This is a genomic window from Mycobacterium sp. Root265 (assembly GCF_001428895.1).
Lineage (GTDB): Bacteria > Actinomycetota > Actinomycetes > Mycobacteriales > Mycobacteriaceae > Mycobacterium.
The window spans coordinates 1-14,028 of record NZ_LMJA01000016.1; the positions used below are offsets into that span (position 1 = coordinate 1).

At 67.7% G+C, this 14,028-nt stretch carries 12 protein-coding genes and 1 pseudogene; 6 read left to right on the plus strand and 7 right to left on the minus strand.

Annotated elements, in window-relative coordinates:
• Window positions 1-89, minus strand: a pseudogene (locus ASE48_RS32205) (superoxide dismutase); the annotation flags it as partial.
• 86 nt (window positions 90-175) lie between these two features.
• Between ASE48_RS32205 and ASE48_RS15615 the strand changes: the two are divergent.
• The 6 genes from ASE48_RS15615 to dprA all read left to right on the plus strand — a co-directional run bounded on the left by ASE48_RS15615 (window position 176) and on the right by dprA (window position 5,119).
• Window positions 176-532 carry a hypothetical protein gene (locus ASE48_RS15615; RefSeq protein WP_057168067.1) on the plus strand — a complete coding sequence of 119 codons (357 nt, stop codon included), beginning with the start codon at window positions 176-178 and terminating at the stop codon, window positions 530-532.
• Between the two features lie 126 nt (window positions 533-658).
• On the plus strand, window positions 659-1,468 hold the full coding sequence (locus ASE48_RS15620) for a DUF1206 domain-containing protein (RefSeq protein WP_057168031.1): 810 nt from the start codon (window positions 659-661) through the stop codon (window positions 1,466-1,468).
• Window positions 1,469-1,524: 56 nt separating this feature from the next.
• On the plus strand, window positions 1,525-2,022 hold the full coding sequence (locus ASE48_RS15625) for a GAF domain-containing protein (protein WP_057168032.1): 498 nt from the start codon (window positions 1,525-1,527) through the stop codon (window positions 2,020-2,022).
• A gap of 90 nt (window positions 2,023-2,112) precedes the next feature.
• Window positions 2,113-2,481, plus strand: coding sequence for a YraN family protein (locus ASE48_RS15630; RefSeq protein WP_057168033.1), 369 nt, complete (start codon window positions 2,113-2,115; stop codon window positions 2,479-2,481).
• The gene (locus tag ASE48_RS15635) at window positions 2,481-3,989 is read left to right on the plus strand and encodes a YifB family Mg chelatase-like AAA ATPase (protein ID WP_057168034.1); all 1,509 of its coding nucleotides are present in this window, start codon (window positions 2,481-2,483) and stop codon (window positions 3,987-3,989) included. Before ASE48_RS15630 ends, ASE48_RS15635 begins: the two co-directional genes overlap by 1 nt.
• Window positions 3,989-5,119 carry a DNA-processing protein DprA gene (gene dprA / locus ASE48_RS15640; protein ID WP_057168035.1) on the plus strand — a complete coding sequence of 377 codons (1,131 nt, stop codon included), beginning with the start codon at window positions 3,989-3,991 and terminating at the stop codon, window positions 5,117-5,119. The genes ASE48_RS15635 and dprA overlap by 1 nt, the downstream gene beginning before the upstream one ends.
• A gap of 1 nt (window position 5,120) precedes the next feature.
• Here dprA and ASE48_RS15645 read toward each other — a convergent pair whose 3' ends face one another.
• The 6 genes from ASE48_RS15645 to ASE48_RS15670 all read right to left on the minus strand — a co-directional run bounded on the left by ASE48_RS15645 (window position 5,121) and on the right by ASE48_RS15670 (window position 13,963).
• Entirely contained in the window at window positions 5,121-6,887 is a 1,767-nt protein-coding gene (locus ASE48_RS15645) for a BCCT family transporter (protein WP_082614218.1), read from the minus strand.
• A 103-nt stretch (window positions 6,888-6,990) separates the two neighbouring features.
• Entirely contained in the window at window positions 6,991-8,358 is a 1,368-nt protein-coding gene (locus ASE48_RS15650; protein WP_057168036.1) for an L-serine ammonia-lyase, read from the minus strand.
• Window positions 8,359-8,369: 11 nt separating this feature from the next.
• A complete protein-coding gene (locus tag ASE48_RS15655) occupies window positions 8,370-9,164 on the minus strand; it encodes an IclR family transcriptional regulator (protein WP_057168068.1) in 795 nt (264 codons plus the stop codon).
• Window positions 9,165-9,193: 29 nt separating this feature from the next.
• On the minus strand, window positions 9,194-10,384 hold the full coding sequence (locus ASE48_RS15660; RefSeq protein WP_057168037.1) for an aromatic ring-hydroxylating oxygenase subunit alpha: 1,191 nt from the start codon (window positions 10,382-10,384) through the stop codon (window positions 9,194-9,196).
• Window positions 10,381-11,478 (minus strand): N-methyl-L-tryptophan oxidase, encoded by a 1,098-nt coding sequence (solA, locus tag ASE48_RS15665; RefSeq protein ID WP_442928725.1) that lies wholly within the window; start codon window positions 11,476-11,478, stop codon window positions 10,381-10,383. Before solA ends, ASE48_RS15660 begins: the two co-directional genes overlap by 4 nt.
• Window positions 11,479-11,524: 46 nt before the next feature.
• Entirely contained in the window at window positions 11,525-13,963 is a 2,439-nt protein-coding gene (locus tag ASE48_RS15670) for a GcvT family protein (RefSeq protein WP_057168039.1), read from the minus strand.
• Window positions 13,964-14,028 lie beyond the last annotated feature (65 nt).

A 14,028-nucleotide genomic window follows, 5' to 3' on the forward strand; every position in this document is an offset into this window, starting at 1 on the left:
CTGTGGTGGATCTCGTTGATCTGCCCGGAAATGTGGGGCTCCAGCGCGCCATAGTCGTAATCGAGTTCTGGCAGTGTGTATTCAGCCACTGGGTTCCTTTCGTCGTTGTTACCCACGCCAACGTAGAACCTCAAGGGGCATTGAGGTCAAGGCGCCCGTGCGTCAGGATGAGGTGATGGCGAAGTATGACGTCAACCCGTCCGCAGTGGAATGGGCGCAGAGCCTCATCGACAAACGTCAGTACGTGCTGGACAGCGACTGGGGTGACGTGCAGCCCCGCGCCGATGCCCAGAACGAGTACCTGGACAAACATGACTGGGATGACTACGCGCGGTGGCATCTCGGTCTCACCGAGGGCGCCAACGATGACACCAAGGCACGATATGCGTTCGTATACGGTGACTTTCGGCGGGTGCACCGCTCCGGTCTGATCGCCTGCGTGTACCGCGCGGCCGAGTGGCGACACAAGGCCGTGGAGTTGGCGGCCCACCAGTTGCTGCAGAAGCTGGACGAGGCGGCCGGGATCGAGTGAGCGTGCGGAGATTGCCGCGGGCCGAAACCGTCCGGCAGAGCATGCCGCTATACCGTTGATCGGAGGATCCCTTTCGAACATGCAAGGCGGGTAGACGTGCACGGTGCTCGACCTGGCAGTGGCTGGATGGCGTTCAAGGGCGCGGTCAACCGTGCCACTGAAAGTCGCACTGTCGAGTCGATCGCTCGTGCCGGCTATCCCGTGAGTGGGTTGCTGCATCTGTTGATTGCCTACATCATCGTGCGGATCGCCTTCGGTTTTCGGGGCGAGGCCGACCAGACGGGGGCTTTGGCGGTACTCGCGGAGCAGCGCGGCGGTTCGATGTCGTTATGGGTGGTGGCGTTCGGCTTGTTCGCGCTGTCGATGTGGCGGCTGGCCGAGGTTGTGCTTGGTCTGCATCCGGGCGAGAGCAACCACGCTGACAAGCGGCACACGTCGCTGGTGAACCGGTTCAAGGCGTCCGGACTTGCGGTCGCGTACCTGGCGTTGGCATTCGCGGCGGTGCAGTTCGCGGTGGGAGTGGGAAGGCAGGGGAGTGAGCGGGCGGAAGGACTGAGTGCCCGGTTGATGCAGTCCGGCGGGGGTAAAGCCGTTCTGGTCGCCGCCGGTGTGGCGATCGCGGCATTCGGCGGCTACTTCATCTACAAGGGCGCATCTCGGATGTTCCTGCGAGACCTGACGGTGCCGGGCGGACGGCTGATGACAACGCTGGGCATCGTCGGTCATGTCGCAGAGGGCATCGTGCTCTGCGCGGCGGGGATCTCCGTGCTCGGTGCTTTGTTCTGGCAGGATCCGTCGAGGGCGACGGGACTGGATGCGGCGGTGAGAGCGCTGGGCCGGACGGAGTACGGCCAGGCCACGTTGTTGGCGGCGGCAGCCGGTTTTGCCGCGTACGGCTTGTACAGCGTTGCGCTGACCAGGTATTCGCGAATGTGACCGCCCGGTGAGCACAATGGTTGTGCAACCGGTGGGGTGTGACCATAATCGCGGCCATGACCCCCGCTGAACCATTCGCCACCGATTCCACGCCGGCGCTGTCTGCGCTCGCCCCTCAACTCGAAGAGCTGGCCTCACGGCTAGGCGTCAAGTCGGTGCTCGTGATGCGGTCCGAGCCCGATGCCATGGTGGTCGCGGCCACCGCCGGTGAGGCGACACAGCACTACACGGTCGGCGCGGCCGGTAAGAAGGCCGGCGAGGACGCCGGCCGGACTCCGCTGTACTGCGAACGGGTGGTGAACACCGACGAGGCGCTGTTCGTTCAGGATTCGCGGGTCGATGAGACCTTCGCCGGCAACGAGGACGAGACCGAGTTCGGTCTGCACAACTACCTGGGCGTCGCGGTGCACGACGGCGAGGGCCGGGTGGTCGGGACGGTCTGTGTGCTCGATGACACGGCCCGCGAGTATTCCGAACAGGAGCGCGCCGAGCTGGAGCGGGTGCGTGCTGAGGTGGAGACGATCGTCGCGAAGGACGCCGGCGCCCTGGGGTGATCCTGTGGATGAATCGGTGATTGGGGATAACTAGGGCTTTCTCCGGTCTCTGGCCGCGGTGCTGTCGGTGGCCGTGGCGATGGTGGGTTCATGGAAACCTGGACTCGCGCCGAGATCGGTGCACTCGGTGAGCAGCTGGCGGTGCAGCACCTCGAAGCAATGGGTTTGACGGTGCTGGAGCGCAATTGGCGTTGCCGGTACGGCGAACTGGATGTGATCGCCCTCGATGAGGCGGCCCGGGTGGTGATCTTCGTCGAGGTGAAGGCGCGCACCACTGACCGGTTCGGCGGGGTCGCCTATGCCGTCACCCCGGACAAGGTGCGTCGGCTGCGCCGCCTGGCGGGTCTGTGGTTGGCCGGTGGGGGCGGTAGCTGGTCGGGGGTGCGTATCGACGTGATCGGGGTGCGGTTCGGCCGCACCCGGGTACCCGAGCTGACACATCTGCAGGCGGTCGGCTGATGGCGCTGGGACGAGCGTTCGCCGTCGCGATCCGGGGCCTGGACGGCATCACGGTGGAGATCGAGGCCGACATCACCGGCGGGTTGCCAGGTGTGCACCTGGTCGGGCTGCCCGACACCGCGTTGCAGGAATCGCGCGACCGGGTCCGGGCGGCAATCACCAACTGCGGGAACAGTTGGCCGGATACCCGGCTGACGCTGGCGCTGTCCCCGGCGACGCTGCCCAAGGTGGGTTCGATGTATGACCTGGCGCTGGCCTCGGCGGTGCTGGCGGCGCATCTGAAGAAGTCGTGGGCCCGGCTGGAGAAGACGGTGTTGCTGGGCGAGCTCGCACTTGACGGTCGGGTCCGCCCGGTCCACGGTGTGCTGCCCGCGGTGTTGGCCGCCAAGCGCGACGGCTGGCAGGCGGTGGTGGTGCCCTTGGACAATCTGGCCGAGGCCAGCCTGGTGGACGGCATCGATGTGTGGGGCGTGCAGACCTTGCGCCAGTTGCAGGAGTGGTTTCGCGGGAAGGGACAGCTGGCGGGACGGATCACCGACGCGGCGCCGTATGTGCCGCCGGAGTGCCGGGACCTCGCGGACCTGATCGGTCAGACGGCGGCGCGGGTCGCGGTGGAGGTCGCCGCTGCGGGCGCGCACCATCTCATGCTGACCGGGCCGCCCGGAATCGGCAAAACGATGCTGGCCCAACGGGTGCCGGGCCTGCTCCCGGCGTTGACGGAGGAGGAGGCCATCGAGGTCACCGCCATCCATTCGATCGCCGGGACGCTGGCGCCCGACACTCCGTTGATCACCCGTCCGCCCTTCATCGCCCCGCATCACTCCTCGACGGTGGCCGCGATGGTGGGCGGGGGTACCGGGATGGCGCGCCCGGGTGCGGTCAGCCGGGCACACCGCGGGGTGTTGTTCCTCGACGAATACGCCGAAGTCGGGACCAACGTGCTGGAATCGCTGCGAACCCCCTTGGAGGAGGGCGAGATCCGGCTGGCCCGCCGCGACGGCGTGGCGCGCTACCCGGCGCGGTTCCAGCTCATCCTGGCCGCCAACCCCTGCCCGTGTGCGCCGACCGACCCGGCGGACTGCCTGTGCAATGCCGGCGCCAAGCGTCGCTATCAGGGCAAGCTGTCGGGCCCGTTGGTGGATCGGGTCGACCTGAGGGTCGAGATGCATCCGATCCGGGCGGGTGCCTTCACCCACGAGGTGGGGGAATCGACCGCGGCGGTGCGCAGCAGGGTGGCCGCGGCGCGCGCGGCGGCGGCCGAGCGGTGGCAACCGATCGGGGTGCGGACCAATGCCGAGGTGCCGGGACCTGCTCTGCGGCAGCAATACCGTCCCAGTGACGCCACGATGGCGGTGCTGCGCGCCGCAGTCGACCGCGGCAAGCTCAACCTGCGCGGTGCCGACCGTACCCTGCGCATCGCCTGGTCGATAGCCGATCTGGCCGGGGTGAACTCACCGACGCCGGATCATGTCGCCATGGCGCTGAGCTTCCGGCAGGGCGGTGTGTGATGACCGACGACACGGTGCGGCGCGCGTGGGCGTATCTGTCGCGGGTGGCGGAGTCTCCGTGCGCAGGCCTGGCCGGCTTTGTGGCCGATGTCGGTCCCGTGGAGGCTGCGGCCGCAATTCGGGGCGGTCGTGCGCCCCAGGAGCTACAGAGCCGCGTCAAGGCGCGCTTTCACATCGACAGCGCCGCAGCAGATCTGGAGATGCTGGACCGCCGCGGCGGCCGGTTGATCACCCCGGACGATGCGGAGTGGCCACATCTGGCCTTCACCGTGTTCGACAGCGAGACGGTGCAGAAGAAGGAATCCGGCAGGCACCCGATGGTGCTCTGGGCGATCGGCCCGGCCCGACTCGACGAGGTGGCCGCCCGGGCCGCAGCGATCGTCGGCACCCGGGCATCCACCGCGTACGGCGAACACGTCGCCGCCGACCTGTCCGCCGGGCTCGCCGAACGCCATGTCGCGGTGGTGTCCGGCGGCGCCTACGGCATCGACGGTGCCGCCCATCGTGCGGCGCTCGGTGTCGACGGGGTCACGGTGGCGGTGCTGGCCGGCGGGATCGATGTGCCCTATCCCGCAGGACATTCCGCGTTGCTGCATCGGATGTGCGGCAGCGGTCTGGTGGTGACCGAATACCCGCCCGGTGTGCGGCCCGCGCGGCACCGCTTCCTGACCCGCAACCGGCTGGTGGCTGCGCTCAGCGGTGCGACGGTCGTGGTGGAGGCGGGCCTGCGCAGCGGGGCCGCGAACACCGCTGCGTGGGCGGACGTGATGGGACGGGTGGTGTGTGCGGTGCCCGGCCCGGTGACCTCGGCGGCGTCGGCGGGCTGCCATGTGCTGCTGCGCCGGAAAACCACGCAACTAGTCAGTCGCGCCGAGGAGATCATCGAGATCGTCGGGAGGATCGGTGAACTCGCCGACGATCCCGAGCATCCGCGGACCCCGCTGGACGGGCTGTCCCGGGAGGAGGCGCTGGTGTACGAGGCGCTGCCCGCGCGGGGTCTGCGCAGTGTCGAGCAGATCGCCGTGGACGCCGGAGTGCCCGCCGAGCAGGTGCTCGGCCCGTTGGCGCTGCTGGAGATCGCCGGTCGCGTCGAGTGCAGGGAGGGACTGTGGCGGATCGTGAAGAGCTGACCTACTCCGGCTTGTTCGAGTCCAGCTTGTGGTATCGGGTGACCAGATCGAAGTTGTCGCCGTAGTGGCCGGCGCCGGTGACGACTGCCCGTTCGACGAGTTCGGTGCTGCGCCGGTCCACCACCACGATCCGGTCCGTGCGCAGATCCTTGTAGAGCGCCACACACAGCAGCACCATGACGATGACGAACGGCACCGCGGCAACGATCGTGAGGTTCTGCAGGCCGGTCAGCGCATCCGCGCCGCCCCCGCCGATGATCAGCATGATCGCGGCCACGGCGCCGGTGAGCGCACCCCAGAACACCACCGTGGCACGACGGGGCTCATGAGAGCCCTTCTCGGACAACGAGCCCATGACGATCGAGGCGGCGTCGGCGCCGGAGACGAAGAAGATGGCCACCAGCACCATCACCAGCACGGTGGTGATGCCCGCCAACGGCATGGTGTCGAGCAACTGGAACAGCGCGCCGGTGCTGTCCACGCCGCCTTCCGCGTCGACCATGTCGCCGACGGTGCGTTGCCGGTCGATCCCCGCGCCGCCGAAGATGACGAACCACACCAGGCTGACCGTCGTCGGGACCAGCAGCACGCCGGTGACGAACTGCCGGATGGTGCGGCCGCGGCTGATGCGGGCGATGAACATGCCGACGAACGGAGTCCAGGACACCCACCACGCCCAGTAGAAGATGGTCCAGCCCGACAGCCAGGCCGCGAGTTCGGCGTCACCGTTGGCGTCGGTGCGGGCGCTCATGGCCACGAAGTCGCGGATGTAGTCACCCAGTGCGCTCGGAACGAGGTTGAGAATCAACAACGTCGGGCCGGCGACGAACACGAACACCGCCAGGATCAAAGCCAGCACCATGTTGATGTTGGACAGCCACTGGATGCCGCGGGCGATGCCCGATACCGCGGACAGGATGAACGCCACCGTCAGCACCGCGATGATCGCCACCAGGATCGGGGTGCCCACGGTGCCCACCCAGCCGTTGAACTCCAGCCCATCTCCGATCTGCAGGGCGCCGAGCCCGAGAGAGGCCGCGGACCCGAACAGGGTCGCGAAGATCGCGAGGATGTCGATGACCTTGCCGGCGGGCCCGTTTGCGCGGTCACCGAACAGCGAGGTGAACGCCGCCGACAACAGCCCCGGCCGGCCCTTGCGGTACATCCCGTAGCCGATCGCGAGCCCCACCACCGCGTAGATGGCCCACGGGTGCAGGCCCCAGTGGAACATGGTGGTGGCCATCGCCGTCTGGAACGCCTCATCGGACTGTGCCTCGGTGGTGCCCGGAGGCGGGGTGACGAAATGATTCAGCGGCTCGGCGACACCCCAGAACATCAGGCCGATACCCATGCCCGCGCTGAACATCATCGCGATCCAGGAGATGGTCTTGAACTCCGGTTCTTCGTCATCGCAGCCGAGCGGGATGCGGCCGTACTTGCTGGCGGCCAGCCACAGCACGAAGACGACGAAGAAGCTCGCCGCCAGGACGAAGAACCAGCCCAGGCCCTTGATGGCCGCGTCCTTGGTGCCCGCGGACACCGCGGACAACCCCGGGGTGTCGATCAGACCCCACAGCACAAAGGCGATCGAGATGACGCCGGTGACACCGAACACCACCCAGTCGCGGCCGGGATTGGCGTCGGTGGGGGCGATGCGGCCGGTGATGGGCGCCAACGGATGTTCTTGGTGGGAGGTGGCCACGTTGGCGACGTCGTCGGGTTCTGAAGCGGACGCGGGCCCGGAGGCACCGTTCGTGTCGAGCGACATCGTGCTGTCCTCACGTCAGATGGATGACATGTTGCGAATAACGCACTCGTTGCGTATTAAACAACACTTTGGGTCTGGGCGCGTGCCAAACCGTGTTCGTTCCTCAGCATTCGACGACGTTGAGCGCGAGGCCGCCCAGCGAGGTCTCCTTGTATTTCTCGGCCATGTCGGCACCGGTGTCGCGCATCGTCTTGATGGCGGTGTCCAGGTCAACATGATGAATACCGTCGCCGCGCAACGCCATTCGCGCCGCGGTGATCGCCTTGACCGAAGCCACGGCGTTGCGTTCGATGCACGGGATCTGCACCAGACCGCCGACCGGATCGCAGGTGAGGCCCAGATTGTGCTCCAGTCCGATCTCCGCGGCGTTCTCCACCTGGGCGGGTGTGCCGCCCAGCACTTCGGCCAGACCGGCCGCCGCCATCGCGCACGCCGAACCGACCTCGCCCTGACAGCCCACCTCTGCTCCCGAGATGGATGCGTTGGTCTTGCACAGGATGCCCACGGCGCCCGCGGTCAACAGGAACCGGACCACCGCGTCGTCATCGAAATCCGGGACGAAATCGCGGCAGTAGTGCAGCACCGCAGGCACGATGCCCGCGGCCCCGTTGGTCGGTGCGGTCACCACCCGGCCGCCGGCGGCGTTCTCCTCATTGACCGCAAGGGCATACAGCGCAACCCAATCCATCGCCTCCAGGGGGTCACGCGCGTCGGGATGCGTTTCGAGCTCGTGGTGCCACGCCGCGGCGCGGCGGCGCACCCGCAGTCCTCCCGGCAGCACCCCGCCGTGGACCAGGCCGCGGTTCACGCACTGCTGCATCACCTCCCAGATGGCGAGCAGTTCCTCACGCACCTGGGGGGCCGGCCGCAGCTCGGATTCGTTGGCCAGCATCAGCGCGCTGACGGGCAGACCCGTGCCCGCGGTCAGGTCGAGCAATTCGTGCGAGGTGCGGAAGGGGTACGGCACCGCGCGGTCGGTGCTGATGGCGGCCGAGGTGATTTCATCCTCGTCGACCACGAATCCGCCACCGACGGAGAAGTATTGACGCGTCGCAAGGACGTCGCCGGCCGCGTCGGAGGCGCGGAAGAGCATCCCGTTGCTGTGGTGGGCCAGCGACGTGCCCACGTGCAGCACAATGTCCTCGTCCACGGCGAAGGGCACCGACTGCCGGCCGCCGAGGGCAAGCTTGCCCTGGGCCCGCACCGCCGCCAGTCGGTCCGGAATCGACTCCGGGTCAACGGACTCGGGCTGCTCGCCGAGCAGCCCGAGGATCACAGCGGTGACCGAGCCATGCCCCTGGCCGGTCGCGCCCAGCGAGCCGAAGAGTTCCACCTGAACTCCGGCGGTGGCGCTCAGCAGGTCGCGGTCGGACAGCCATCCGACGAACCGGTCGGCGGCGCGCATCGGTCCGACGGTGTGCGAACTCGACGGTCCGATACCGACTTTGAACAGCTCGAAGACGCTGATCACGGCCGGACCAGTCAGCCGGTGAACCCGAGGCGACGGCTGATCTGTTCAGCGGCCATCATGGTCATCGCGGCCACCTCGTCGAATCGGGAGGGATCCAAACGGTATGCCGGCCCCGAAACGCTCAGAGCGGCAATGGCTTTACCGGTGCTGTCGCGAACGGGAACGCCGACGGCATTGAGGCCGATCTCCAGTTCCTCGCACACACTGGCCCACCCCTTGCGGCGGACCTCGGCCAACTCGGCGGCCAGCGCGACGCTGTCGGCGATGGTGCTGTCGGTGAAGGTCGCCAGCGTGTCACCGGTCAGCTCGCGCACCCGTTCGGCGGGCAGCGCCGAGAGCAGGGCCTTGCCGCTCGAGGTTGCGTGCGCGGGGCAGTTCTGCCCGATCCAGGTGCGCAGCGTGATCTCCGCCGGACCCAGCGTCTCGACGATGTTGATGATCCTGTCGCCGTCCAGGATCGCCACATTGATGGTCTCGCCGCACTGTTCGGCGAGCCGGTCGCAGGTGGCCTGGCTCTGCTTGGCCAGGTCCATCTGTGCGCTGGTGGAACCGGCCAGCCGGACCAGGGCGAACCCCAGCCGGTACTTGCCGCGGTCGGAGAGTTGTTCGACGAACCCGCGGGACTCCAGGACGGTGATCAGCCGGGACACCGTCGACTTGTGCACGCCGAGTTCGGTGGCGATCTCGGTGACCCCGGCGGTGCCCAGCTTGCCCAGGATCTCCAGCACCATGAGCGCCCGGTCCACCGATTGCACTGCCGCGACGGACTTCTCCCGCGGCGCAACGTCGTCGGTGTCGGCAGTCATGACGGCACCAGTGTAGACAATGGTCGCGGTCATACCGGCGCCCCCGATCCGGGCCGGTCACGCAACCGTTCCTCGATCCACTGGTGGAACTCGCCGATATGGTGCTCGGAGGGCACCAGGACGCCGCCCTTGCGGTACGCGCGTGAGGACATGGTGGGCTGCGTGCGTTCGCAGGCGTCGAAGTCCTGCTCGTTCACCCGGTGGAAAAGCTCCACCGATCGTTCCAGGTCACGGCCTTGGGCCACCACGTCGGGCAGATACAGCCAGTCGCATTCGACGACCGTGCGATCCGGGCCCAGCGGGTACATGCGGTGGAAGATCACATGGTCGGGCACGAGGTTGATGAACACGGTGGGCCGGACGGTGATCGCGTAATACCGGCGGTCCTGCTCGGGCGTCACCCCAGGGATCGCGTCCAGTCCCGCGCTGCCGTCGATGGTGAACCCCGCCACGTCCGCACCGAACAGGGCGCCGTGCCCGACGAAGTACTGCGCGGCCAGTCCGCCGGCGAATTCCGGCAGCACCTCGGTGAGTTCCGGGTGGATGGACGCGCAGTGGTAGCACTCCATGAAGTTCTCGACGATCAGCTTCCAGTTGGCCGCCACGTCGTAGACGATGCGCCGGCCCACCGACAGGTCGGCGATACCGTAATGCTCGATGGCCTCGGGGTTGCCGAGCCGCTCGGTGACGGCACCGATGACCTCGTCTTCGAAGGACGGCGGCTCGGCGTCCAGGCACACCCAGGCATAGCCGAGCCATTCCCGCAGCGCCACCGGCACCAGCCCGTATTCGGTGCGGTCGATACGTGCGCCCTTCTCATCGGTCAGACTGCCGAGATTCGGTGCCGCGAAGAGCTTTCCGTCCAGTCCGTAGGTCCACGCATGGTAGGGGCACTTCAGGTGACGCTTGACCACTCCGGAGTCCTCGGAGCACAGCATCGCCCCGCGGTGCCGGCAGACGTTCAGGAAGGCATTCAGGGCACCGTCGCGGCCCCGCACCACGAGTACGCTCTCCCGGCCCACCTGGATTCTGCGGAACGCGCCGGGGGAGGGCAGATCCGCGCCGCGTACTGCGCAGAACCACATGCGTTCGAAGATGCGGTCCTGCTCGGCTTCGAATATCGCTGTCTCGTAATAGTATCGGCCGCTCAGGGTGGGCATCAGGTTGCCGCCGGCGGGCGCGCCGGCCGGCAGGGGCCGCGATTCGTCGATCGTGGTCATGTGGTCACCAGTCGTGTGGGGTCGAACAGTCCGATGGGGTGCGCGGTGGTCCCGGTGGTGGCCAGATCGGCCAGCACCTCGCCGACGACCGGGACGAATTTGAACCCGTGTCCCGAGAAGCCGCATGCCACCGTGACATTGGTGAATCGATCCGGGCGGGTGATGACGAAATGCTCATCCGGGGTGTTCGAGTACATGCAGGTTGCGGTGTGCACCGCCGGGCCGGTCAGCGCGGACAGCAGCTGGATGGCCCGTTCGCGCATCTCGTCGATCTCTTGCGGGTGCACGGTCCGGTCGATGGTTTCCGGTGTGCACACCTGGCCCTTGCGGAAGAAGGCCACCTTGACGCCGCCCGCAGGTCCATCGATGGCCGGGAACCCGTAGATCTGCTGGCCGACGGCGTTCTCGTGGATGAAGATCGGATGGTCCTCGAACGGTGCCGTTCCGCCGGCCGGGTCCAGCCAGTACAGCACCTGACGCTCGATCGTGATCGGAATACCCAGCTCGTTCAAGAGTTCCGGCGCCCAGGCGCCCGGGCAGATCACCAGTTGCCCGGCGGTGTAGCTACCGGTCGCGGTGGTCACCGTCACGCCCTGCGGGCCGTCGGCCCACACCTGCACCTCTTCGCCGAAGCGCAGTGTGGCGCCTTCGCGTGCCGCCAGATCGAGATGTGCCTGCACGGTCATCTCGGGTCGGGCGAAGCCTGCCTTGGCCTCGTAGAGAGCGACATCGCCGGGGCTGGGGGTGAAGGTGGGGAAGCGACGGCGGAGCTCGGCGGCATCCAGCATCTCGTGCGGCAGTGACCATTGCAGCGCGGCGCGTTGGCTGCCGGCGACGGTCAGGCAGTCGGGTGGGCCTACGAACACGCCTCCGGTGAGCCGGTACACCTCCCGCCCGGTGCTCTGCTGTAGTTCTGCCCACAGTTCATAGGCCCGCAGCAACAGGGGTACATAGGCGGGGTCCTCGAAATAGGACTGCCGGATGATGCGCGAACCGCCGTGGCTGGAACCGCGGTCGTGGGCCGGGGTGAACTTCTCCAGGCCGAGCACCCGGACCCCGCGCCGCGCCAGGTGATAGGTGGCGGCGCTGCCCATCCCGCCCAGCCCGACGACGATGACGTCATAACTGTTGTCGCTCACGTCATCTCCGGATCAGCGTCATGTCGGGGTCGACGACCGGCTCGGCATGCACGGTCGCCGAGAAGTTGGTCATCAGGTACGCCACACTCACCGCCGTACCCACCGCTGTGTCGGCGGGCAGCCACGCGTAGGCAATGCTGCGGCCGAGGGTGGCCGAGTATCCGGCGCTGGTCACATAGCCGCCCACGGCGCCGTCGATGCTGACCGGCTCCTTGCCGAGTACCACCGCGCGGGGGTCATCGAAGACGATGCTGCGCAGCACCTTCGCCGGGGCGGGAGCGGTGTCCAGTGCCGCCTTGCCGAGGAAGTCACCCTTCTTGCCCGACACCGCGAACCCGACACCGGCCGCGGCCGGTAGGTGTTCGGCGGTCATATCGGTGCCCCAGGACCGGTAGCCCTTTTCCATCCGGAGGCTGTTGAAGGCGATGCGGCCGGCGGCGATCGCGCGGTACTGCCGGCCGGCCGTGGCCAGCAGATCCCACAACTTGAGGCCGTGTTCGGCGGAAGCATAGATCTCCCAGCCCAATTCGCCGACATAGGAGACCCGCATCATCGTGACGGGGACCGATCCGATGAATGTCGTGAGGGCGCGGAAGTAGCCGAACGACTCGTGGGAGATGTCGGCCGCGCACAACGGTGCGACGAGGTCGCGGGCGCGCGGCCCCCACACCCCGATGCAGCAGGTGCCGCCGGTGATGTCCCGTACCGTCACCCCGGTCTCCGGCAGCCGGCGCAGCATCCAGTCCATGTCCAGTGGGCCGTTTGCGCCCACCTGGAACACGGTGTCGCCCAGGCGGGCGACCGTGAGATCGCCGCGGATGCCGCCGGATTCATCGAGCATCAGGGTGTAGGTGACCGACCCGGTGCGCTTGTCGACGTTGTTGGTCGTGAGGTGCTGCAGGAATGCGCACGCGCCGGGTCCGCCTACCTCGTAGCGGGTCAGCGGCGTCATGTCGTAGAGAGCGACGTGCTCGCGGGTCCAGCGCGCCTCGGCGATGGAAATGGGGGAGTAGAACCGGCCCGACCAGTCGTCGCGGTCCGGGAACGCGAGCCCGGTATCGGCGAGTTCGCCCACCAGCGTGGCGTTGGCCTCATACCAGGCCGGTCGCTCCCAGCAGCCGCCCTCGAAGAAATGCGCGCCGAGTTCGCGCTGCCGGGCGTGGAACGGGCTGACCCGCAGATCGCGCGGTTCGGTGCGGTATTGGTGCGGATGCACGATGTCGTACACCTCGGCGAAGGCCTGCGAGCTGGTCTTGAGGATGAACTCCGGGCTCTTGGCCGGCTCCTCGAACCGATAGAGGTCGCATTCGTGGACGTCGGTGGCGGGTGCGCCGTCGAGGATCCACTCGGCCATCGCCTTGGCCACCCCGGCGGAATGCGTGACCCATACCGCCTCGGCGACCCAGAATCCGGGTAGCTCGCGGTGTTCGCCCATCAGGGAGAAGCCGTCGGGGGTGAACGAGAAGATGCCGTTGAAGGCCTCCTCGACCTTCGAATCACTCAGCACGGGAAGCAGTTCGGTGCTGGCCTCCCAGCCGGGTGCGAAGTCGTCGTCGGTGAACGGCAGCATCGACGGCATTGCCTCACCCGCCGTCTCGGTCAGCAACGTCGTCATCTCCACCGGCATCGGCCGGTGCCCGTAGTATCCGATGCCCAGCCGGTCGCCGTGCTCGCGGTAGTAGAGGTCCTGATCCTGGTGGCGCAGGATCGGCAGCCGCGCGTCGTCCGCTGCCAGTCCCTCGCGCCGCAGCGCAGCCACCTGACCGGTCTTGGCGTACTGATGTGCCATCGGGACCAGCGGCACCGTCAGCCCGACCCGCGCCCCGAGTTCGGCACCCCAGAAGCCGGCGGCCGACACCACCACGTCGGCGGCGAACTCGTCGCCCGCGGCGGTCCGGACACCGATGACACGTCCGCCCCGATCGAGGACGTCCACCACTTCGTGGTGCCCGAGGAACCGGGCGCCACGGGCGATGGCGCGCTCGGCCTGTGCGGTGGCCGCGCGCAGTGCCTTGGCCAGGCCATCGGACGGGGTGTGGAAACCGCCCAGTATCCGGTCGGCATCGAGCAGTGGATGCAGGGCCGCGCACTGCTGGGGATCGATGAGCTCGCCCTGGATTCCCCATGACCGGGCCCAGCCGTGCTTGCGGTGCAGATCGGTCCAGCGGGCTTCGGTGGTGGCCACCTCGAGGCCGCCGACCTGGTTGAACGCGTCGAGTCCGACGAACTTCTCCACCGTGTAGCGCGCGAACTCGCTCATGGTCTTCGATCCGTTGGTCTGGAACACCAGGCCGGGGGCGTGCGACGTGGAGCCGCCGGTGGCGAACAGCGGCCCGCGGTCCAGGACGGTCACGTCTGTGCACCCGCGGGCGGTCAGTTCATCGGCCAGGGACGTGCCGACGATTCCTGCGCCGATGACGACGACTTTGGGGTGGTTCATACCCGGGGCTCCTGTTGCGCATTAAGCAACTACTGCGTATCGCGCAACAATATCCCCGATGGGCG

Bases quoted from the DNA above. Each gene is read 5' to 3' on its own strand.
- ASE48_RS15630 (WP_057168033.1), top strand. From the start codon at position 2,113: ATGGAAACCTGGACTCGCGCCGAGATCGGTGCACTCGGTGAGCAGCTG.
- solA (WP_442928725.1), bottom strand. From the start codon at position 11,478: ATGGGCAGCGCCGCCACCTATCACCTGGCGCGGCGCGGGGTCCGGGTG.
- ASE48_RS15625 (WP_057168032.1), top strand. From the start codon at position 1,525: ATGACCCCCGCTGAACCATTCGCCACCGATTCCACGCCGGCGCTGTCT.
- ASE48_RS15670 (WP_057168039.1), bottom strand. From the start codon at position 13,963: ATGAACCACCCCAAAGTCGTCGTCATCGGCGCAGGAATCGTCGGCACG.
- ASE48_RS15660 (WP_057168037.1), bottom strand. From the start codon at position 10,384: ATGACCACGATCGACGAATCGCGGCCCCTGCCGGCCGGCGCGCCCGCC.
- ASE48_RS15635 (WP_057168034.1), top strand. From the start codon at position 2,481: ATGGCGCTGGGACGAGCGTTCGCCGTCGCGATCCGGGGCCTGGACGGC.
- ASE48_RS15620 (WP_057168031.1), top strand. From the start codon at position 659: ATGGCGTTCAAGGGCGCGGTCAACCGTGCCACTGAAAGTCGCACTGTC.
- ASE48_RS15615 (WP_057168067.1), top strand. From the start codon at position 176: ATGGCGAAGTATGACGTCAACCCGTCCGCAGTGGAATGGGCGCAGAGC.
- ASE48_RS15655 (WP_057168068.1), bottom strand. From the start codon at position 9,164: ATGACTGCCGACACCGACGACGTTGCGCCGCGGGAGAAGTCCGTCGCG.
- ASE48_RS15645 (WP_082614218.1), bottom strand. From the start codon at position 6,887: ATGTCGCTCGACACGAACGGTGCCTCCGGGCCCGCGTCCGCTTCAGAA.
- dprA (WP_057168035.1), top strand. From the start codon at position 3,989: ATGACCGACGACACGGTGCGGCGCGCGTGGGCGTATCTGTCGCGGGTG.